This is a genomic window from Flavobacterium sp. GL_143 (assembly GCF_057834355.1).
Genome location: NZ_CM174401.1, coordinates 1,382,499 through 1,403,812, shown reverse-complemented (window position 1 = coordinate 1,403,812; position 21,314 = coordinate 1,382,499). Strand labels below are relative to the sequence as shown.

The 21,314-nt window shown below is 34.8% G+C and carries 17 protein-coding genes; 11 read left to right on the top strand and 6 right to left on the bottom strand.

The features are described from left to right. Nucleotides 1-344: 344 nt before the first annotated feature. The 3 genes from AC3IPI_RS06000 to AC3IPI_RS05990 form a co-directional block, all read right to left on the bottom strand. Nucleotides 345-998, bottom strand: a complete 654-nt coding sequence (locus AC3IPI_RS06000; RefSeq protein ID WP_039113528.1) for a metal-dependent transcriptional regulator — start codon at nucleotides 996-998, stop codon at nucleotides 345-347. A 77-nt stretch (nucleotides 999-1,075) separates the two neighbouring features. Further along, nucleotides 1,076-2,971 carry an Nramp family divalent metal transporter gene (locus AC3IPI_RS05995; RefSeq protein WP_489157775.1) on the bottom strand — a complete coding sequence of 632 codons (1,896 nt, stop codon included), beginning with the start codon at nucleotides 2,969-2,971 and terminating at the stop codon, nucleotides 1,076-1,078. A gap of 84 nt (nucleotides 2,972-3,055) precedes the next feature. Then, nucleotides 3,056-3,433 (bottom strand): Fur family transcriptional regulator, encoded by a 378-nt coding sequence (locus tag AC3IPI_RS05990; protein WP_039113526.1) that lies wholly within the window; start codon nucleotides 3,431-3,433, stop codon nucleotides 3,056-3,058. A gap of 85 nt (nucleotides 3,434-3,518) precedes the next feature. Between AC3IPI_RS05990 and AC3IPI_RS05985 the strand changes: the two genes are divergently transcribed. The 10 genes from AC3IPI_RS05985 to AC3IPI_RS05940 all read left to right on the top strand — a co-directional run bounded on the left by AC3IPI_RS05985 (nucleotide 3,519) and on the right by AC3IPI_RS05940 (nucleotide 13,835). Then, nucleotides 3,519-3,872 carry a MerC domain-containing protein gene (locus AC3IPI_RS05985; RefSeq protein ID WP_489157773.1) on the top strand — a complete coding sequence of 118 codons (354 nt, stop codon included), beginning with the start codon at nucleotides 3,519-3,521 and terminating at the stop codon, nucleotides 3,870-3,872. Continuing rightward, entirely contained in the window at nucleotides 3,869-5,077 is a 1,209-nt protein-coding gene (locus AC3IPI_RS05980) for a GTP-binding protein (RefSeq protein WP_489157771.1), read from the top strand. Before AC3IPI_RS05985 ends, AC3IPI_RS05980 begins: the two co-directional genes overlap by 4 nt. 245 nt (nucleotides 5,078-5,322) lie before the next feature. Continuing rightward, on the top strand, nucleotides 5,323-6,234 hold the full coding sequence (locus AC3IPI_RS05975; RefSeq protein WP_489157769.1) for an NAD(P)/FAD-dependent oxidoreductase: 912 nt from the start codon (nucleotides 5,323-5,325) through the stop codon (nucleotides 6,232-6,234). Between the two features lie 183 nt (nucleotides 6,235-6,417). Continuing rightward, nucleotides 6,418-8,694: a TonB-dependent receptor gene (locus AC3IPI_RS05970; RefSeq protein WP_489157767.1), complete on the top strand. Its 2,277-nt coding sequence runs from the start codon at nucleotides 6,418-6,420 to the stop codon at nucleotides 8,692-8,694. Between the two features lie 384 nt (nucleotides 8,695-9,078). Then, nucleotides 9,079-9,543, top strand: a complete 465-nt coding sequence (locus AC3IPI_RS05965) for a thioredoxin family protein (RefSeq protein ID WP_489157765.1) — start codon at nucleotides 9,079-9,081, stop codon at nucleotides 9,541-9,543. 243 nt (nucleotides 9,544-9,786) lie between these two features. Then, on the top strand, nucleotides 9,787-10,941 hold the full coding sequence (locus AC3IPI_RS05960) for a lycopene cyclase family protein (protein WP_489157763.1): 1,155 nt from the start codon (nucleotides 9,787-9,789) through the stop codon (nucleotides 10,939-10,941). A gap of 16 nt (nucleotides 10,942-10,957) precedes the next feature. Continuing rightward, nucleotides 10,958-11,755: a tetratricopeptide repeat protein gene (locus AC3IPI_RS05955; RefSeq protein ID WP_489157761.1), complete on the top strand. Its 798-nt coding sequence runs from the start codon at nucleotides 10,958-10,960 to the stop codon at nucleotides 11,753-11,755. A 435-nt stretch (nucleotides 11,756-12,190) separates the two neighbouring features. Further along, nucleotides 12,191-12,619, top strand: coding sequence for an ArsR/SmtB family transcription factor (locus AC3IPI_RS05950; protein ID WP_052250034.1), 429 nt, complete (start codon nucleotides 12,191-12,193; stop codon nucleotides 12,617-12,619). A 204-nt stretch (nucleotides 12,620-12,823) separates the two neighbouring features. Continuing rightward, nucleotides 12,824-13,237: an ArsR/SmtB family transcription factor gene (locus AC3IPI_RS05945; RefSeq protein ID WP_489157758.1), complete on the top strand. Its 414-nt coding sequence runs from the start codon at nucleotides 12,824-12,826 to the stop codon at nucleotides 13,235-13,237. Between the two features lie 187 nt (nucleotides 13,238-13,424). Further along, entirely contained in the window at nucleotides 13,425-13,835 is a 411-nt protein-coding gene (locus AC3IPI_RS05940; RefSeq protein ID WP_039113515.1) for a BrxA/BrxB family bacilliredoxin, read from the top strand. Nucleotides 13,836-14,068: 233 nt separating this feature from the next. On the opposite strand, the gene AC3IPI_RS05935 is transcribed toward AC3IPI_RS05940, so the two are convergent. The 3 genes from AC3IPI_RS05935 to AC3IPI_RS05925 are packed head-to-tail and all read right to left on the bottom strand — an operon-like array spanning nucleotide 14,069 to nucleotide 19,736. Next, the gene (locus tag AC3IPI_RS05935; protein ID WP_489157756.1) at nucleotides 14,069-15,436 is read right to left on the bottom strand and encodes a TolC family protein; all 1,368 of its coding nucleotides are present in this window, start codon (nucleotides 15,434-15,436) and stop codon (nucleotides 14,069-14,071) included. Between the two features lies 1 nt (nucleotide 15,437). Beyond that, complete coding sequence (locus AC3IPI_RS05930; protein ID WP_489157754.1) at nucleotides 15,438-18,581, bottom strand: efflux RND transporter permease subunit; 3,144 nt, start codon at nucleotides 18,579-18,581, stop codon at nucleotides 15,438-15,440. A 3-nt stretch (nucleotides 18,582-18,584) separates the two neighbouring features. Next, on the bottom strand, nucleotides 18,585-19,736 hold the full coding sequence (locus AC3IPI_RS05925; protein WP_489157752.1) for an efflux RND transporter periplasmic adaptor subunit: 1,152 nt from the start codon (nucleotides 19,734-19,736) through the stop codon (nucleotides 18,585-18,587). Between the two features lie 215 nt (nucleotides 19,737-19,951). Between AC3IPI_RS05925 and trhO the strand changes: the two genes are divergently transcribed. Next, nucleotides 19,952-21,310 carry an oxygen-dependent tRNA uridine(34) hydroxylase TrhO gene (gene trhO / locus AC3IPI_RS05920; RefSeq protein WP_489157750.1) on the top strand — a complete coding sequence of 453 codons (1,359 nt, stop codon included), beginning with the start codon at nucleotides 19,952-19,954 and terminating at the stop codon, nucleotides 21,308-21,310. The last annotated feature ends 4 nt before the right edge of the window (nucleotides 21,311-21,314 follow it).

Here is a 21,314-nt window from a genome sequence, read left to right as displayed (position 1 = left end):
CAACGCAACCGCAAAATTATCTCCCTAACAAAAGAAAGGTCTCCGCAAGTAACTCAACAAAGATTGTGTAGTTACTTGCGGAGACCCCTCGTTCCTCGGCGTGACAAGATTGAGTATATGCTCAATCATTTTTGTATTTTTTTATGTGCAAACCAAGCCTTTCAATCTTTATTTATTCACACAATTTTTGTCCCCCTGAGCAGATTGCGCCTTTTTTATACGCAAACCAAGCCTTTGAACCTTTGTCACTCAGAACCTTAGTACCTTTCTCCAAAAACCTTTACCTCTTAGCACCTCAGTACCTTCCTAAAGAACCTTTGCCACTCTGCTCCTTTGAACCTCTCCTAAACCAACTTCACGAAAAGATTCGAAGCAATTTTATTAGAAATCGTCAATTCCTTATCGTTTACTTTGATTTTCAATGATTGATCGAAGCTTTCTTTTGATACACATTCGATTTTAGACCCCAAAGCAATTTCTTGTTTGTCTAAATACTGCAAGAATTCCGATGAAGTATCTTTTACGCCTACGCAAATACCAACCTGTTTCTCTACAAGTTCTGAAAGTAATTGCTTTTCGACTTTGATGATTCGACCGTGCGCATCTGGAATTGGATCTCCGTGTGGATCTTCGGTTGGATTACCCAGAAAATCATCCAATTTATTAATTAGTTGTTCCGATTTAATATGTTCTAATTGTTCGGCTATATCATGCACTTCATCCCAAGAGAAATCAAGTTTATCTACCAGAAACACTTCCCACAAACGGTGTTTGCGAACAATCATCTTTGCCGCTAGTTTCCCGTTATCAGTTAATGAAACGCCTTGGTATTTTTTATAATTTATTAAATCCTTTTCGGATAGTTTTTTAAGCATATCTGTTACCGATGAGGCTTTTGTTTCCATCATTTCGGCAATAGCATTCGTACTAACCTCAGCTTCAGAAGAAGTGGTTAGATGATAAATAGCTTTAAGATAGTTTTCTTCTGAGAAGGTCATTTTTTTTGAGGTTCTAAGGTTCTAAGAATCTGAGGCTCTAAGTTTTTTTTTAAGAATCTAATGGAAACCTTAGAATCTTAGCAACTCAGAACCTTAGTTACTTTTTTTTTAACAATAAACAAAGGTATCGAAATTTTGTGACGCAATTTGTCGACTGTCGTACCAAAAATCAAATCTTTAAACCCGGTATGTCCATGAGTTCCCATTACCAGAATATCAAAACTTCCTTTGTTTACAATGATTGGGATGATATTGTTTGGTTTACCAAATCCAAGTTCGGTATGAATCTTAAATCCTTTTGCCATGAGCATCTCTTTATATTCTAGCAACAGTTTTTCATCGATTGTAGTTTCATGATCATCTACATTCTGACCGTACATATGTGCGCCAACAGTTTCGACCACGTGAATTAAAGTATAATTTGCATCTATTCCTCCCAACTCAAAAGCACTATTAATTGCAGCTTCATCGGCATTCGAGAAATCTACCGTAATCGCAATATTCTTTTTGCTATACGTTTCTTTTACAGAAAAATGTAAACTAAGATTATGAGGCGAATGATTCTGAATATTAGATTTTGCTTTCGCCACAAAAGGTTTCACAACAATGTAAAGTAACAGGACCAGAAAAGCTATTGCCAGAGGAACAACGGTAAGCCAAAGCACAATAGGATTATCCGAAGCTGCTAACCAACCGCTTATTTCATCAAAAACCAATTTCCCATTTAACGAAACAATGATTGAGGCAATTATCCATGCCGTAACCTGAGTTAGTCGGCTAATATGAAATCCCTTCATCTTGGTTTTATCACTCACAAAATGGATTAACGGAATAATAGCAAACCCCAATTGCAAACTCAGAATTACCTGACTTAGAATCAATAATTTGCCCGTGACGCTCTCGCCATAAATCAAGATTACGATTACAGCCGGAACAATCGCAATTAAACGTGTTATAATACGTCGTACCCAAGGCTGAATACGAAGATTCAAATACCCTTCCATAACAATCTGTCCTGCTAGAGTTCCTGTTATTGTAGAACTTTGCCCTGCTGCAATTAAAGCAACTGCAAAGAGTATTGGCGCCCACTTGGTTCCTAAAAGTGGCTCTAAAAACTTATGTGCATCCTGAATCTCGGCAACCTCAAACATTCCGTTACGATGAAAAGTTGCTGCGGCTAAAATCAAAATAGCTGCATTTACAAAAAACGCGAGATTAAGCGCAATTGTCGAATCGATAAGATTATATTTTAATGCTTGTTTGATTCCTGCTGGGCTTCGGTCAAACTTTCTGGTTTGCACCAATGACGAATGCAGGTATAAATTGTGTGGCATTACAGTAGCTCCAATAATTCCTATTGCGATATATAAAGCAGCAGAATTCGGTAAAGAAGGGATTAATCCATAAAGGACTTTATCTAGTTCAGGCTCAGCAAAAATCATTTCGAAAACAAAAGAAAACCCAATTATTGCAACAAGTACAATGATAAAAGCTTCCATTTTTCGGATTCCTTTGTTAATAAGAAATAGCAACAGGAAAGTATCAAGAACAGTTATTAAAACTCCTTCGATAAGCGGAATGTCAAATAATAAATTAATACCAATTGCCATTCCTAAAACCTCAGCAAGATCGCAGGCTGCAATAGCTACTTCGGCAAGAATATATAATATATAATTGATGAATTTAGAATAAGTTTCTCGCGAAGCTTGTGCCAAATCGCGTTGGGTTACGATTCCTAATCGGGCACTAAGACTTTGCAACAACAAAGCCATTAAATTACTCATTAACAAAACCCAAAGTAAGGCATACCCAAACTGACTTCCTCCTGCAATATCAGTCGCCCAGTTTCCTGGGTCCATATAACCCACACTCACCAAATAAGCCGGGCCAAAAAATGCTAATATTTTTCTAAAAACAGATTTTTTATTTTGCGTATGAACCGATTGGTTAACTTCTTCAAGAGATTTAGTCATTTCATAAAAATTATTAAAGCAAATATATACAAAAATAGCATTGCTCAAATATTTTTTTTAGCCTTGTCTAAATGTTAAATAGTTTTATAAACAATTCGGACACAATCCCGAAAGAGTAAAGTTTACATCGTTGACCTTGTAATTACGAGGGATTATATAGCTTGGCTGCACGTTTTCCATACAAGTAACCTTTAAGCATTTTTCACAACTAAAATGTACGTGATTATGAATATGCACATGGTTTGCATGATGACATTTGGCATACTTAATAGTACCATCAAGATTCACGATTTTATGAATAACATCTTCATTCACCAATCGGTCTAAAATTCTATAAATAGTAACTCGATCACATAAATCCTGAGTAAGTTTATGAATCTCTGAATGGGACAAAGCCGAATCTGAATTAGTAATTAATTCTAAAATGGCTCCCTTAGCCGCGGTATTACGGGTAACTTTCATATGTAAAATATTAACGCAACATAGTTGCATTTGAAATAATTTTCTATATTTGCAACATTATTGCATTAAGCAAATATACAAGATAATGAAAACAAAAACAACCTTTAATTGGGACTTATTAGGAATTTCGAGCGCATCTATTTGCCTGATACATTGCTTAATTTTCCCTATCATTACAATCCTTCCTTTAGGACTTAGTCACAATCCATTAATCGATTTATTATTTGTTTCAATAGGATTCTTTGCTGTTGTAAAAATAATAAAGAAATCCAATCTTTTGGTAAGTAGTATCCTTATTCTGTCTTTAACCCTCATTTTTATAAGTATTCTCATAGAAATAGTACTAGATGTACATTCCTATTTAATCTTTATTGGAGGAATCGGAATGATAATCGGTCATTTTTTAAATTACAGAAGCCATAAAAAAACAGAACAATGAAAAAACTACCTGTAACTGTATTAAGCGGATTTCTTGGAGCCGGAAAAACAACTTTGCTCAATCACATTCTTCACAACAAAGAAGGTTTAAAAGTCGCTGTGATTGTTAATGATATGAGCGAAGTAAATATTGATGCGCAACTTGTAAAAAACGAACACACATTATCGCGCACCGAAGAAAAACTGGTCGAAATGAGCAACGGATGTATTTGTTGCACCTTACGAGAAGATTTAATGATTGAAGTAGAAAAGCTTGCCAGAGAAAATCGCTTTGATTATTTACTTATTGAAAGTACCGGAATTAGCGAACCCATTCCTGTTGCACAAACGTTCTCTTTTGTAAATGAAGATGAAAATATCGATTTATCACGGTTTAGTTATGTCGATACAATGGTTACGGTTATAGATAGTTTAAACTTCTTCAAGGATTTTAGTTCTGATGAAACATTACAAGAACGAAATGCATCTGATATAGAAAACGATAACCGAACAATTGTAAATCTTTTGGTAGATCAGGTAGAATTTGCCAATGTTATTATCCTGAACAAAACAGATTTAATACCTCCTGAATCACTACAAACACTTAAAGCTTATATTCAGAAACTAAATCCCGTTGCCAAAATAATTACTTCGGTTTTAGGCAAAGTAAATCCGGCTGAGATTATAAATACAGGATTATTCAATTTTGAAGAAGCCGAGAACTCAGCAGGATGGATTAGAGAGTTAGAAGGAATTCATACACCCGAAACCGAAGAATACGGAATAAGTTCGTTTGTATTTCGTGACCCAAAGCCGTTTAACCCACATCGGTTTTGGCATTTTATTAAATCTGATTTCCCTTCAAATATAATTCGCAGTAAGGGATTATTATGGATGGCATCTCGTCCTGAGCAAGCCATAAACTGGAGTCAGGCTGGCGGATCGATGAAAGCTGAGGGCGCTGGCGTTTGGTGGGCAAGTATGCCGCTTGGAGAACGCATGTCTTATAACAATTTTGTAGAATTTCAGGATATAATCGAAGAACGCTGGACTTCCGATTTTGGCGACCGACTTAATGAGATTGTTTTTATTGGTCAAAAAATGAATGAAGAAAAAATCACCAAAGAACTTAAAAAATGCCTTTGCTCCGAAGATGAAATTATTGATTATCAAAAAGGAAGTTTCTCAAAAAAAGACCCATTTCCTATACCTAGAATCTTTTCATAGCCCGGTGGGCACAATTACAGCGTCTATAAGCTCTTCATTCGGGTTGCAAAAAATTATTTAACACATAGGAACATAGATTTTATGTGTAAATAAAAGAAATCAAAAAGAAATATATTTCTTTCACATAGCTAGCTATGTGCAGTTAAAACAAGTGAAACGCCTTTTTGTGTGTGCAAAATCTATGTTCCTATGTGTTAAAATTAGTCGTCCCTAACAGGTTTTTCATAAACAATAAATATAAAACTATGATAGACAATAATAAATATGATGTTATAATAATCGGTGGCAGTTATGCCGGGTTTTCAGCAGCAATGGCTTTAGGTCGCGCGTTACGGAAAGTATTAATAATCGATAGCGGCAAACCCTGCAATCAACAAACTCCATATTCTCACAATTTTATAACCCTCGATGGTAAAAAACCCTCAGATATTAATAGTAAGGCAAAAAAACAAGTTTTAAAATACCCAACAGTAACTTTCGTAGAAACTAAAGCAACTGCAGTTATAAAAAGCAAAAACGCTTTTGAGATAGAAACCGAAAAAGGAGAAACATATACTGCCCGAAAATTACTTTTTACAACAGGGTTAAGAGATTTATTTCCAGAGATAAATGGATTTGCAAAATGCTGGGGAATTTCAATATTACATTGTCCATATTGCCACGGATATGAGGTAAAAAATGAAACAACCGGCATTATTGCAAACGAAGCTATTGGATATGAATTCACAAAGATGATTTCTAACTGGACAAAAAGCTTAACCTTATTCACAAACGGTACATCAGCACTAACCGAAGAACAAACCGAAATTCTTAAAAAGAATAATGTTGCTATAGTCGAAAAACAAATTGATTATTTCGAGCACAATGAAGGTAAATTAATAAATATAGTTTTTAAAAACGGTACAAAAGCAGCAATTAAAGCTCTTTATGCCAAACCTCCATTTGAGCAACATTCCTTTTTACCACAAGAATTAGGTTGCGAAATGACCGAGCAAGGCTTAATAAAAGTAGATGCTTTGCAAAAAACAACAATTCCTGGCATTTATGCCGCAGGCGACAATAGCACATTTGCACGCTCTCTTGCTCTGGCAGTTTCCTCAGGATCTGTTGCTGGCGCAATGATAAACAAAGAAATTATAGAGGAAGATTTTAATTAAACGTTTCATTTTTTGAATTTTTGTTTTTTAGAATCCCGATTGTTTTGGTTTGCGATCGGGATAGTAAGCGGTTCATCTTTAACAATGAACCGCTTTTTTAATATGAAATTATACTTTTTATACATTAGAATTTTGTTTGTCGAATATAATTTTTAGATTTGTCTAAAATATAATTTACATAAAATGAAATATTTATTTACAATACTACTGTTTTCAATGCTTCAGGTTTCATTTTCACAAAATACTACTTCAATTTCAGGAAAAGTATCTATTGAAAATCAGCAAAACCCACAAGCTAATGTTCAATTATTAAAAACAAATTATAAAACCCAAACCGATAGTTTAGGTAATTACAAATTAGAGAATATCCCGCAAGGAAATTATAAGATTCAGATTTCATCGCTTGGCTTGCAAACTATAATCAAAAACATATCTGTTAAAGAAAGTCAACCACTTATTTTAGATTTCGAATTATCTAATGATGAAAATGAACTAAACGAAGTAGTAATTTCAGGAACTTTAAAAGCAGTAAAAAGATTAGAGAGTGCCGTACCTGTAGAAGTTTATTCACCAGTATTCTTCAAAAAAAATCCTACCGCCAATATTTATGAAGCATTGCAAAACGTAAACGGAGTTCGACCTCAGCTTAATTGTGGCGTTTGTAACACAGGAGATATTCATATAAATGGTCTGGAAGGTCCATACACAGCGGTAATGATTGATGGAATGCCAATTGTAAGTAGTTTATCGACCGTTTATGGATTATCGGGTATTCCGAATTCATTGGTAGAAAGAATTGAAATTGTAAAAGGTCCCGCATCCTCTTTATACGGAAGTGAAGCCGTAGGTGGATTAATCAATATTATTACCAAAAGCGCAGTCAACGCACCGACTTTCTCCGCCGATGTTTTTACTACAAGTTGGTTAGAAACAAATGTAGATTTGGGAGTAAAATTTGACGTGGGTAAAAAAGCAACCGCATTATTAGGGGTTAACTATTTTAACTATAACCAAAGGATCGATAATGATAATGATGGTTTTACTGATGTTACATTACAAGATCGTATCTCTCTATTCCAAAAATGGACTTTTAAAAGAAAAGAAAACAGACTTTTTACCATTGCCGCACGCGGAATGTATGAAGATCGCTGGGGAGGTGATGTACGCTGGGAGAAAAAATATCGTGGTGGAGACGAAATTTATGGTGAGAGTATTTACACGAAACGAGGTGAACTTATAGGAAGTTACCAATTACCAACAGAAGAAAAACTAGTATTCTCATTTTCTGGTAACGTACATTATCAAGACAGTCGCTACGGAACTACATCGTATATTGCAAATCAAAAAATAGGTTTTGCTCAACTTACCTGGGACAAGAAAATTGGAAGTAACGATTTACTTGCCGGAATTGCTTCTCGCTACACTTATTACGACGACAATACAACTTCAACATCATTGCAAGGTCAGAATAACCCAGAGAAAACATGGTTGCCTGGTATTTTCTTGCAAGACGAAATAACGCTCAACGAAAAAAACAAAATCCTATTAGGGCTTCGATACGATTACAACTCAATTCACGGAAATATCATCACTCCAAGATTTGCTTATAAACTAAAATTCAACGACAATAATATCCTCCGTTTTAACGCCGGAACGGGTTATAGAGTTGTGAATTTATTTACTGAAGATCACGCCGCTTTAACAGGTTCGCGAGAAGTTGTAATTGCAAACAATCTGAATCCCGAAAAATCGGTTAATGCCAATTTAAACTACATCAAAAAAATATACTTTTCGAGCGGAACTTTCGTAGGAATAGAAACTACCGCCTTTTATACCCGATTTAGTAATAAGATCGTTTCAGATTATGTAACTGACCCAAACAAAATCATTTACGACAACATTAATGGGTATGCAGTAAGTCAGGGAATCAGTACAAACATTGACGTGAACTTTACTAACGGATTAAAAATAATAACTGGCGCTACAATTATGGATGTTTCCAATGTAGAAGACGGAACTCGACAAAGACCATATCTAACGGAGAAATTTACTGCAACTTGGAGTATTTCGTATAAAATCGACCCGATAGATTTAGCAATTGATTATACCGGAAATCTTTATAGTCCGATGAAATTACCATTATTAAGCGATACCGACCCAAGAAGTCCGAACTCGCCTTGGTATAGTTTACAAAACATCCAGTTTACGTATACAGGTTGGAGAAATTTTGAATTGTACGCAGGAATTAAAAACCTACTTAACTTTACACCAAAGCGAAACAATCCGTTCTTGATATCGAGAACCAATGATCCATTTGACAAAAACGTAGAATACGCACCAAACGGAACTGTACTTGTAACGCCAAGCAATCCATACGGTTTAACATTTGACACGACTTATGTTTACGGACCAAACCAAGGAATACGAGGTTTCTTTGGGTTACGATATAACTTGAAATAAAGAATAATTTATGCTACAGATTGCACACATTAAAAGAAGTTAGTAGCGAAAAAAGGACGCTGATGACGCGGATTTACAAAAGTAAATACGTTATCCTCAAGCTCAATGTCATTAAGTTAAGTACTTTTATCTAATTATAGTTAATTATTTTCGCGCAAAGACGCAAAATCGCAAAGGTTTTAGGCATAAACTTGGCGGCTTGGCGACTTTGCGTGAGATTTATTCGGTACAGTATTCTAGCTGTTTTTCTTAACTTAATGACAATACCTGAAGCATCGGGACAAATTTCAAAAAACAATAAAAAATCCGTTTTTATCCGCGTTTTCGCCTGAGCGAATCCGTTTTATCCGCGTCCCTTTTAATCTCTGGCAAAAAACAAAACAAATGAAAAAGCTAATTCTATTTATTTTCTTCTTAGCAATTACCTCAACAGGTTTTGCTCAACTACGTTCCTATTCGTTTGAGCAAATAGATAGTTTACAGCAAATCCAGAAACGGAAAGTCATTGTTTTTATCCATACCGATTGGTGCAAATATTGTCAGGCAATGAAAAATTCAACTTTCAAGAACAAAACAATAATAGCGCAACTCAACGCCGAATTCTATTTTGTTGATTTTAATGCTGAAGAAAAAAGAACAATCCGTTTTAATAATCAAATCTTCAACTATAAGCCAAACGGAAATTCAAGCGGAGTTAATGAATTGGCAATTCAATTAGGAACAGTAAAAAATCAAATAACGTACCCTATTATTTGCGTTTTAAATCCCGAAAACGAAATCATTTTTCAAGATACAAGTTATCGCAATGCTAAAGATTTTGAATTGATTTTAGCGAAACTCAAAGATTGAGTATTTACTCTATTTTTAAAATCAAAACAACCTCAATATTGTCTTCCTGACGAAGGAAGGAACTCCGTGAGTAACTAACACAAAGTATTTCCTAAATTGCAGAGCTACTCGTGGAGATTCCTCGTACCTCGGAAAGACAAGTTTGAGAAAAGAACTCCGCGAGTAACTAACATAAATAATTTCTTTGATTAAACCCAACGAACTAAAATTACCTATTTTTGATAAAAAAAGATTTCCCACAACATGAAGCATTACGATTACATTTTTACAGGAACTGGTTTATCAGCAATGATGACGGTTTATAAAATGGTGTTGTCTGGGAAGTTTACCGGAAAATCTATTTTGCTAATTGATGAAGACACTAAGAAAACCAATGATCGAACTTGGTGTTTTTGGGAGAAAGAAGAATCAATTTGGGAAAGTGCTATTTCAAAAAAATGGGATTTGGCATTATTTGCCAGTGAAAACTTTAAACGCGATTTAGAGTTAAAGCCCTATCAATACAATCAAATTCGTAGTTTGGAATTTTACAATTCTGTTTTTAAACTAATTGAAAAACAAGAAAACATCACTTTCCTAAACGACAAAGTAACCGACATTAACGAACTTGAAACTCATGTTTTTGTCGCAACTTCTACAAATACTTTCACCTGTAACCAGCTTTTAAATAGTATTTACAACAAAGCATTGGTCGAAAGTCAACAAAAATATCCCGTTTTACAACAGCATTTTATTGGATGGTTTATCAAAAGTAACGAAGCTGTTTTTAATTCGGAACAAGTTACCTTCATGGATTTTTCGGTTGCTCAAAAAGGAAACACGCGGTTTATGTATGTTTTACCAACATCTACAACCGAAGCTTTGATTGAATATACTTTGTTTTCGCATTCTCTTTTAGAAAAACAAGAATACGAATCAGAGATTAAAAACTATATCCAAAAACTAGGTATTCAAGATTATGAAATAATCGAAAAGGAACAAGGAAGCATCCCGATGACTTGTTATCCTTTCTGGAAAAGAAACACCAATCGAGTACTGAATATCGGTACGGCTGGTGGCTGGACCAAAGCAAGTACAGGGTATACTTTTAAAAAGTCTGATAAAAAGTCAACACAATTAGTATCATTTCTTGAAACTCAAACTGATTTCCGGAAATTTCATAAAAAAAGTAAATTCTGGTTTTATGATTTGCTTTTATTGGATATCCTTGACAGAAACAATGAACTGGGAAGCTCTATTTTTTCGGATATGTTTCAGAAAGGGAATCCTGCATTGATTTTTAAGTTTTTAGACGAAGAAACTAACTTAATCGAAGATGTTAAAGTTATTTTAAAGTGCCCAAAAAAGCCATTTATAAAAGCGTTATTTAGAGTGATTTTTCTTTCAAATAAATACTAACTTTAAATCTTACCTTTTGAAAAACATTATTTTAGGTTGCTGTTTTTTTACTACAATTCTTTCCTTTGGTCAAATGCCCAAAAATAAGGCTCAGGAAGCTATCGTTAAACAATCTCTAGATAGTTGTGCGTACAAATACAATTACACTTTTCAAATGTCGGAGTGGCAAAATTGTATTGATGAAGGCTTAAAAAAAGACAATACAATAGCCTATTTGTGGCAACAAAAAGCAATGCCTTATTTTAAATGTAAAAAATATGAAGTTGGAATGCCATTTCTAGACAAGGCTGTTTTATACGATAAGCAAGAATGGTTACCATATAGAGGTTTTATGAAATGCATTTTCGTGAAAAACTACAAAGAAGCGATCCAGGATTTAGAAGAATCGATTAAACTTTACGGAAACGGATATAGAATGGATCATCCCTATAGTTTTTATATCGGACTTTGCTATTTACAACTAAACGAATATGATAAAGCAGAAAAACTTTTTGACGATTATGTAAATGATATCTATAAAAACAGACAACAACTAGAACATCCCACCGCTTATTTTTACCAAGGAATAGCCAAATATGAACTCAAAAAATGGGATGAAGCAATTGCTATTTTTGATAAGGCTCTGAAGATTTACCCACAGTTTTCGGATGCAAAATATTACAAAGCAATTTGTTTGTTTAAATTAGGCAAGTCAAAAGAAGAAATTACAACCTTGGCGGCTTCAGCAAGAGAAGATGCTGCTAAAGGATTTACGCTTAATGAGGACAATACTATTTACGAAACCTATCCGTATCAGGTAAAGTTTACCAAATAATACTTAACCAACAAAACTCTACTATCTGCAAAGTCTCTCTACTTTGCAGATTTTTTTTATCCCAATACGACTTAAAAATAATTCTAGATTTATCTGTTGATTTGATACTCTGACTACTTTTCTATAGAAATTACAAGAATATCCTTTTATCGAAAAAAGTAGTGGATGCCTTGAGAACTGAGGTTTATTCTACAGCTAAAATATGTCTTATTCTTTTGTTATAAGGTTTTATTGAGGCGGTTAGAAAGACTTGTTCGGATTTAGCTTTGCAAATTCTAAATAATCTTCAATTCATTATTGAAGAAAACTAAGGCTTGACCTCTAGCAATAGTGAACAAACCAAAGTAAAGAGAAAAAAAGGAGTAAGAAAATCTACTATAATAATGTAGATCTAATGTAATCGTTCATTCACGATAATGAATAAATTGGGAAATTATGGGAGTTACTAAACACTTAAATTTTGATATAGAAACTAAAGCAATAGGGAAAATTTGTAAAGCACTGGGACATCCTACGCGAATACAAATTATGACCTTGTTATGGAAAAGAAATAACAGGACTTGTGGTGAAATTGTTGAATTAATTCCGCTGGCACAATCAACTATATCCAAACATTTATTAGAATTAAAAAAAGCTAATCTTGTAATTGTAACAAACGAAGGAAAAAAAACAATTTATTCTATTGAAGTTGAAAACATTCAAATGCTTAAAATGTATTTGACCAGTTATCTTTCGACCATTGAACTTTCTGAACAAAACAAGGCTACCGTTTTAACAACTAAACGTAAACCAAGAGGTAGAAATAGCCATTTCAAACAATACAACTATCAATTTCCTGATAAAATAATAAAACAGGCAATGTAGATATCGCTGATTTCTCCCATTGAAAAGCCACAAAACAGAAGAGAATATAGTATTGTATTTGGTTTAAAAACAAACTTTAAACTATTACAAAAACTTTATTCAGGAATTAAAATTCTTACTTTTAAACTTTGTAACTTTACAATTAAGACTAATGTACATTTAATGTAATCGTACAATAACGATAGTAAATTAATTGGCAAATTTATGGGAGTTACTAAACACTTAAACTTTGATATCGAGACAAAAGTAGTAGGGGAAATTTGCAAAGCACTTGGACATCCTACGCGAATTCAGATTATGACCCTGCTCTGGAAAAAAAACAACAGAACTTGCGGTGAAATCGTCGAATTAATTCCGTTGGCACAATCAACAATATCTAAACATTTATTAGAGTTAAAGAAAGCAAATCTTGTAATGATAAAAAATGAAGGGAAAAGAATAGTTTACTCGGTTGAAATTGACAGCATACAAATGCTTAAAAAATATCTAAGCAGTTATCTTTCAACCTTTGAAGTTCCCGAGAAAAATAAGTCAACCATTTTAACAACTAAACATAAAACAGAAAGTATAAATGCTCGGTTGAAACAATACAATTATCAATTTCCTGATAAAAAATAAAACAGCAACTTTATCTTATCTATCTGTAAACCCACAAAATAAGGGAAATTCCGAATAATGTTATACTATATGATTTGATTTAAAAACAAACACTAAACTATAACAAAACTTTATACCGGAATTAAAGTTCTTGTTTTTAAACTTTGTAACTTTGCAATTCTTAAAGTTAAACTAAAAAATAAAAAATATGTATCCAGAAGAAATGGTAAAACCAATGCAAGCTGAATTAACATCAGCAGGTTTTCAAGATTTACATAGTGCAGCAGAAGTTGATAACGCAATCAAATCAGAAGGAACAACATTAGTAGTTGTAAACTCTGTATGTGGTTGTGCAGCAAGAAACGCACGTCCAGGAGCAAAAATGAGTTTAGATGGTGCTAAAAAACCAGACCACTTAATTACTGTTTTTGCAGGTGTTGATAAAGAAGCTGTAGATGCAGCAAGACAACATATGTTCCCTTTCCCTCCATCATCGCCAAGTATGGCTTTGTTTAAAAACGGAGAATTAGTTCACATGTTAGAGCGTCACCATATCGAAGGTCGCCCAGCTGAATTAATTGCTGAGAATTTACAAGATGCTTTTAATGAGTTCTGTTAATTTTCTTAAGGGACTAAGTTGCTAAGGTTCTAAGACTCTAAGTAACAAAGGCACAAAGATTAAAAAAGAGGCTGTTCAGATGAACAGCCTCTTTTTTGTTTTATTGAATTCATCTTTACAACTTACAATCTCAGAACCTTAGCAACTTAGAACCTTTGAACCTTTTCTCTTAGAACCTTAGCAACTCAGCACCTCATAACCTTAGAATCTCAGAACCTTTGAATCTCAGAACCTTAAAGGTTCCATCCCCCACCAAGTGCTTTATACAACTGAACCATCGAGCTTAACTGACTTTGTGATAATTGAGAAAGGCTTATTCTGGCATCAAATAAAGAACGTTGAGCATCCAGAACTTCAAGATAGGAAACATAACCGTTGTAATATCGAGCCGATGATAATTCGTAGTTTTTAAGTGCTGCTTTAACTTGCTTATCTCTTGCCACCCATTCTTCTTTGTAAGTGGTTACATTTTGTAATGCATTTTCTACCTCAGCCACAGCTGTAAGATATGTTTTTTGGTAAACAAACTTAGATTCTTCGGCTTTTTGTCTATTAATCTCGACTCTGCGTTTATTCTTTCCGAAATTAAATAAAGGTCCGACTACTCCTGCACTAACATACTGATTGTACGAACCGTCTTTAAACAAATCACTTATTCCTGCACTTGCAAAACCAGCTACTGCAGCAATATTAAATGATGGAAATCGCATTGCCTGGGCAACACCTATTCTTTCATGCGCAGCAATATATTGCAATTCGGCACTTTTTACATCAGGCCTATTCTCTAATAATGCCGAAGGAACTGCTAGTGGAAATGTATTTAAAATAAGTTGTTCATCATTGGTTTTTCCGCGTTCTATTTCCCCCGGAATCTGACCTGTAAGTATCGAAATTGTATTTTCTAATGCGGTTATCTGTCTTTTTACACTTGGAATTTTGGCTTCGGCGATTGCTACTTGTTGCTCTATTTGTACTTTATCAAGTTCCGCCACATAACCACTTAAAAACCGCTGGTTGATAATCTCATACGCTTTTTGTCTGGATTCAAGTGTTTGCTTTGTGATTTCGAGTTGGTTATCATAATCACGCAATTGAAAATAAGCTATGGCGATATCACTAACTATTGTCGAAACAATTACTTTTCGAGCTTCATCGGTTGCTAATAATTCATTTTGTACTGCTTTATTTTCATGACGAATTTTGCCCCAAAAGTCAAGTTCCCACGACATTCTGAGCAATGCATCTGATGGTCGAACAATAGTCTCCGAACTATTTACATCTCCTGCATAAGTTAGGGCTGGATATAAATCGGCTTTGGAATATCCCATACTAGCTCGCGCCTGCTCCAATCGTGCTATTGCGATTTTTAAATCGAAGTTATTATCAAGTCCTTTTTGTATCAATCGCTTTAATACATCATCGTTAAAAACGTCAAACCATTTTACTGTCGTGATAGATTTTGTAGAATCTGATGCAGTTTTAGAAAACCTAAAATCGGTTACTTTAAGCTGTTCTGGCTTGGTATATTTAGGGCCAACCATACAACTATAGGGCAACATAAACAGTAATAGTATAACAAATGGGATATATCCTTTTTTCATCTTATTCCTCTTTTTTAGTTTCCTCAACTTCTTCGGCTTTTTTTTCTCCCAACCGTTCGATAAATACAAACAGTACGGGAATTAAACAAACTCCAAAAATTGTTGCGATTAACATTCCGCTAAAAACGGTCATTCCCATCACTTTTCTAGCTTCTGCACCTGCGCCCGATGCGGTAAGTAATGGCACAACTCCTAATATAAAAGCAAAAGCTGTCATTAAAATTGGTCTGAAACGCAATTTTGCCGCAAACAACGCTGCATCTACGACAGACATTCCTCCTTCGTATTTTTCTTTTGCAAATTCCACGATTAGAATTGCATTTTTCGCCGCAAGGCCAATAAGCATTACAAGACCTATTTGCGCAAAAACATTGTTTACATAACCTGGATTAAACAAATTACACAAATACAATCCTAAAAAGGCTCCAAACACCGCAAATGGCGTTCCTAGCAATACGCTAAAAGGTAATTTCCAACTTTCGTATTGTGCGGCAAGAATTAAAAACACAAACAATAGCGCCATGACAAAGACAAGACTTCCTTTTCCTTCGGCTTGTTTTTCCTGAAAACTCATAGACGACCATTCGTAACCCATATCTATTGGTAATACTTGCGCTGCTATTTCTGCAAGCGCATTGGTTGCTTGAGATGAAGTATAGCCCGGAGCTGGAGTTCCGCCAATTTCGGCAGCGCGATATAAATTAAATCGGGTAGTAAACTCAGGTCCGCTCTCTTTTTTGATCGTTGCAATACTCGAAATCGGAACCATTTTTCCTGATTTACTTCTTACGAATATCTTATTGATATCTTCGGGATTTATAGTGTATTGGGGTGCTGCCTGAATTAAGACAATGTATCTTCTTCCGTATTTATTAAAATCATTTACATATTGTCCGCCCAAACTTGCTCCAATTGTCTGATTTACTTCGGATAATGACAATCCCAATTCGGTAACTTTTTCGCGGTCGATATCAAGACTAATCTGGGGAACATTGGGATTAAATGTTGTTCTTACACTTCCTATTTCTGGACGTTTTTTGGCAGCAGCCATAAATTTCTGAACATTCTCAAATAAGTATTGTGGTGTTTTCCCTCCTTTATCCTGAATCATCATTGTAAATCCAGCAGCATTTCCTATTCCTGTAATCGCCGGAGGACCAAAAGCAAAGCATGTAGCCTCGGGAATTCCGTAAACTACTTTACCATTTATATCTTTAATAATTTGGAAAACATCATTTTTTCGGGCTTTCCATTCTTTTAGTGAAACAAAGAAAAAAGCATTGTTTGTTGCCACAGAATTCTTCAGCAAACTAAACCCTGCCACTGTAGTATAAGAGTCGATATCGTTGTTTTGCGATAATACTTTCTCGATTTTAGCACATACTGCATTGGTTCTATCTAAGGAAGCTGCACCAGGTAATTCGACATTCATAAATAAATATCCTTGATCTTCTTCGGGAACAAAACCTCCCGGAATTTTATTGCCCATAACTAGTATTGCCCCAATAAGAATACCGATGAAGATAAAACTCCTAGCCGTTTTTTTTATCAAATAACCTGTAAAGCCAGTATATTTAGATGTGAATGATTCGAATTTTGTATTAAAGGATTCGAAAAAACGTCCTAAAAGTCCTTTCGATTTCTGATTGGGTTTTAATAATAAAGAACATAAAGCCGGACTTAAAGTCAATGCGCTAAAGGCTGAAAAAATTACCGAAATAGCAATCGTAAGTGCAAATTGCTGATACAAACGCCCTGTGATTCCCGGAGTTAATGCAACTGGAATAAAAACTGCCGATAATACGATGGCAATAGCAATTACTGGACCTGTTACTTCTTTTAGTGCCTGATTGGTTGCTTCTCTTGGCGATTTTCCTTCTTCTACATGATGCATTACTGCCTCGACAACAACAATCGCATCATCGACGACTATACCAATAGCGAGTACTAATCCTAATAATGACAATACATTAATCGAAAATCCTAACAAAGGAAAAAGAATAAAAACCCCAATTAAAGAAACAGGTACGGTAAGTAGCGGAATTAAAGTAGCACGCCAGTTTTGCAAAAAGATAAAAACTACCAAAATCACGAGCAAGATAGCTTCGCCCAAAGTATGTATTATCTCCTCTATCCCCGCCGATACTGCTAGTGTAGTATCTAGAGCAATTTTATATTTTAAATCCTGAGGGAATTTTTTGCTTAGTTCATCAATATTTGCCTTAACAAGTTTTTGCAACTCTAACGCATTCGAACCCGGCATTTGCTTTACGCCAATGGCTGCTGCTGGTTTTCCATTTAATCTCCCTTCGGATGCATAGGATTCTATTCCCAAAGCAACATTTGCGACATCTTTTAATCGTACTTGCTGATTTCCTATATTCGATTTTATGATGATATTCCCAAATTCTTCGGCATCAATTAATCGGTCTTTTAAAGTTACATTATATGTAAATTCATTTCCTCCTTTGGCTGGTGGTGCGCCAAACTTTCCTCCCGGAGCAATAGTATTTTGGTCTTTTATTGCCGACATAACATCGCCAATAGTCAAGTCATACTTTGCTAATATATCTGGTTTTATCCAAATACGCATCGCATAATTACTACCTCCAAAAAGAACCACTTCTCCAACTCCTTTTAATCGGGATAAAACATCGATGATATTTATATTAGCATAATTGGATAGAAAATTAGAATCATACGTTCCGTTTGGAGAATACAACGATATGATTAACATTGGCATCGACAAAGATTTCTTGGTTGTAACTCCTGTCGTTTTTACATCCATTGGCAATGTAGTTTCGGCTTGTGACACTCTATTTTGCGTAAGCATTGTAGCATTGTCCAAATCGGTTCCCATATCAAAAGTAACCGACAAACTCATATTCCCATCTCCTGTATTTGTCGATTGCATATAAAGCATATCTTCGACTCCATTTACTTTTTGCTCAATGGGTGTTGCAACGGCTTGCTCTACATTTAAGGCGTTCGCTCCTCTATAACTGGTTTGGATTTGTACAATTGGTGGTGCAATATCAGGGTATTGAGAAATTGGTGTCGAAAAAATAGACAACCCTCCCATAATTACAATAAATAAAGAAATCACAATAGCTACAATCGGTCTTCGTACAAAAAAATTATCCATAGATTAATAATTTTCAGATGAAGTAATTGCTTTCTTTTCCGCAACATAGGCAACTGGAACAACCTTAGAACCAGGCTGTATAAACTGATTGCCAATTATTGCGACCTTTTCATTTGGCTTAAGCCCTTTGGATATAATCCAGTCATTGCCTACTTTTTGACCTACTTCTACATTTCGTATTTGTACCGTATTAGAAGCATCTATAATATTAACCTGAAAAAGTCCTTGTAGTTCGGTTACTGCTTTTTGCGGAATCACAACGGCATTCTTTTGGGTTTCGACTATAAAGCGAACTTTTGCAAACTGCCCCGGCCGAAGCAATTTATTGGGATTTAGAAACTGAGCTTCTATGGTAATTGTACCCGTTGTTGGGTCGATTCTACTATCCGAAAAATTCAAAGTTCCTTTTTCTGGATAAATACTTCCATCAGACAATAGCAATTGAAGATTTGAAACGGCTTGTTTTTGTAGTTGTTGTTGTTTTTGATATTGCAAATATTCTGTTTCGCTAATAGTAAACTGCACTCTCATTTTACCTAGCTTAGAAACGGTACTTAGCTTAGAACTATTTCCTAATCTGGAAATATAATCGCCTAATCTGGCGTTGCTAATCCCGATAACTCCATCTATTGGCGCATAAATATTACAATAACTGCGCTCTATTTCCTGATTGCGCAAACTTGCTTTTACACTTTCGTAATTAGACCGAGCCGCTTTATCTTTCGCGACAGCGGCATCCAATTCTCTTTTGCTTACCGCATTCATATCTGCCAGTGGGCGAATTCGCTTTAATTCTTCATCAGCATTTACGAGTGAACTCTGCGCTACAGCAACCTGACCTCTGGCTTGTTCTACTCGGGTTTCATATTCTAGCGGATCGATTGTATACAATAATTGACCTTTTTTAACATTCTGTCCTTCCTTAAAAAAAATTCCAGTAAGGATTCCGTCAACTCTGGCAATTAACTCAATATCTAAATCTCCAAAGGTCTGACCTGCAAAGTCTTTATAAATCGGAACATCTTTACTTTCTACAACGACAAAAGGCGCTTGCATGAGTGGTGGTGCAGGTTTAGCCTCTTTTTTACAAGAAATCAAAAAACTCGAAACTAGTAAAAACAAAAAGGCTATTTTGGATTGTTTGGGGGTCAACATACGCAAAATGTTAAAATTAGTACAATAAATGTACTGTATTTTTCATAAAATACTGGTTAATTGATGTTTATATTTAAAACTATACCCTTATAAAAACCCATTTATTTCCCAAAAAACAATCCTGATTGGTAAAACGCAAAAAATTGGCTACATTTGCACCCGAATTCAAAAAATGAATTCATATTTTAATTTCTTAACTTAAAACTGTTTATAGCATGCAACTGTATAACACTTTGAGCGCAGAAGAAAGAGCCATCATGATTGATGATGCCGGTAAACAACGACTAACGTTGTCTTTCTATGCGTATGCCAAAATTCAAGATCCCAAAAAATTTCGCGATGATTTATTTGTAGCCTGGAATACCCTCGATGCTTTAGGCCGAATTTACGTTGCCAACGAAGGTATAAATGCTCAGATGAGTATTCCTGCCGAAAATTTGGAGGCTTTTAGAGAAACTCTTGAAATCTATGATTTCATGAAAGGCATACGATTGAATGAAGCCGTAGAACATGATGACCATTCATTTTTAAAACTTACCATTAAAGTTCGTCACAAAATTGTCGCTGACGGTTTAAACGACGAAACTTTTGATGTAACAGATATAGGCGTTCACTTGAAAGCCGCAGCATTCAATGAAATTCTTGATGATCCAAACACGATTGTTGTCGATTTTAGAAATCACTACGAAAGTGAAGTGGGACATTTTAAAGGAGCAATTACTCCAGATGTAGAAACTTTTAGAGAGAGTTTACCAATAATTAACGATCAACTTAAGAATCATAAAGAGGATAAAAACCTGGTAATGTATTGTACAGGTGGAATTCGTTGTGAGAAAGCCAGTGCTTATTTTAAGCATCAAGGTTTTAAAAATGTTTATCAATTAGAAGGTGGAATTATTAATTACGCCAAACAAATTGAAGCTGAAGGTTTAGAAAGTAAATTCATCGGGAAAAACTTTGTATTTGATAATCGTCTTGGCGAAAGAATCACCGAAGATATCATTTCGCAATGTCACCAATGTGGGAAACCTTGCGACAATCACACCAATTGTGAGAATGACGGATGTCATTTGTTGTTTATTCAATGTGATGATTGCAAAACTGCAATGGAAAACTGCTGCTCTACAGAATGTCTAGACATTATACACATGCCACTAGTTGATCAGGTTCGATTAAGAACTGGAAAACAAGTTGGAAATAAGGTTTTTAGAAAAGGAAAATCGGATAGTTTGAAATTCAAACATTCTGGTGAACTAGCTAATACTTCTTTGGCTACAGCGGAGAAATCAGTCGATATTCGTCAAAAAATAAAAGTAAAGAAAGTACTTCTTGGTAAAGCAGAACATTATTATGTGAAAGCTCAAGTTGGTCTTTTTACTATCGAAAATCAAGAGTTGAATGCTGGTGATACAATCTTAATCTCTGGACCAACTACTGGAAATCAGGAATTGGTTTTAGAAAAAATGATTGTTAATGAAATAGCTGCTACTACTGCTAAAATTGGCGATAGAGTTACTTTTGAAGTTCCCTTCAGAATTAGATTGTCTGATAAAATCTATAAAATTTTAGACTAACATC